Source organism: Protofrankia sp. Cr1 (assembly GCF_963555865.1).
Lineage (GTDB): Bacteria > Actinomycetota > Actinomycetes > Frankiales > Frankiaceae > Protofrankia.
Map to the genome: position 1 here is coordinate 12,599 of NZ_CAUVXO010000103.1, position 1,277 is coordinate 13,875.

The 1,277-nt window shown below is 67.4% G+C and carries 2 protein-coding genes; one reads left to right on the forward strand and one right to left on the reverse strand.

The features are described 5' to 3' along the window. The coding region (locus U9980_RS11000; RefSeq protein ID WP_322767823.1) for an MMPL family transporter at positions 1 to 958 on the reverse strand (958 nt) is incomplete at its 3' end. Positions 959 to 1,073: 115 nt separating this feature from the next. Between U9980_RS11000 and U9980_RS11005 the strand changes: the two genes are divergently transcribed. Beyond that, positions 1,074 to 1,277: hypothetical protein (locus U9980_RS11005; RefSeq protein ID WP_322767824.1), on the forward strand; the 204-nt coding region annotated here is incomplete at its 3' end.

A 1,277-nucleotide genomic window follows, 5' to 3' on the forward strand; every position in this document is an offset into this window, starting at 1 on the left:
TTGTGGCCAGGACCGCGACGCCGACGACGATGATCGCCCCGGCCGCCATGGAACGGATCGCGTTGACGTTGACGAACAGGAGGCTGGCCAGCGACACGATGACGGTCGCACCCGAGTAGACGACCGCCGTGCCGGCGCTCGCGAACGCGCCACGCAGTGCCTCACCGCCATCGCACCCGGCACGCAGTCGGGCCCGGTAGCTGGCAACCACGAACAGGCAGTAGTCGACGGCAACCCCGATCCCGACCATCGACGCGATGTTGGTCACGTAGATCGAGATCTCGAACGAGCCCGCGAGAAAATAGATCGCCGCTCCGGTCACGGCAACAGCGACCAGGCCCAGCGCTATCGGGGTCAGCGCGGCCAGCAGCGTCCCGAACGCGGCAAGAAGAATGAGAAGCATCAGCGGGAAGCTGACCGTCTCAGCCCGGACAACCTGCTTCCTGGAGACCTCCTGGAAGTTCGACCACATCGCCGCCTCGCCGACCACCCGCGTCGATACGCCCGCGCGATCGGCGACCAGTGCCCGGCGGAGCTCGGCCGCGAAGTCGAAGATTCTTTCCTGTTCGACCGCGCGCAGGGGAACGAGTGCGGCGCGTCCACCGTCAAAGCGCTGGACCGGACCACCCGAAAGCAGCCTTGGATAGCGCCGGAGCTCAGTGGTAACCTCTTCCAGCCGGTCGTCGACAGCGGCGTTGTTCGTGCCCTGGACAAATACGGCGAGTGGTTCGCCCTCCCGGCCGGGAAACTCCTTCAGTCTCTCCATCGCCAGTGCGGCCGAGCTGCCGGGAACGTCCCAGCCGCTGCCGGAGAGGCGGCGGGTCTGCGTCGCGGCGAGCGGCACGGCGACAACGAAGAGCACGAGCCAGACGCCGATAAACAACAGCCTTCGGCGTGCGACGAAACCGGCAAGCGTGCCGAGTATCCCTTCAATACGCCCAGACCGACCGTTGCCCACAACTTCCCCCCTTCGGTCGTCGTGACACCGTTCACCGGGTCCGGGCGTTCAGGGTAGAATTCCCGACAAACGAGGATGGGACTCTCCGGCTTGCGACACCCACCCTCGGACGCTTGTGATTCCGCGTCCTGCCCCCCGGGGAGTCTGCCATCGCGGGCCGCGGTCGACCGTCACCCTCGACCGGCGTTTCACCGCCCGGCGGCGGACCGCTCGACCCAACTCCCCGCCGGTGAACTCCCGCGCCCCACCGCCATCACCAGCCGGAAAGCACTCCTACCTGCTGCGGGATGATCGGTGCGGCCGCGTGGCGGTGCAGCCG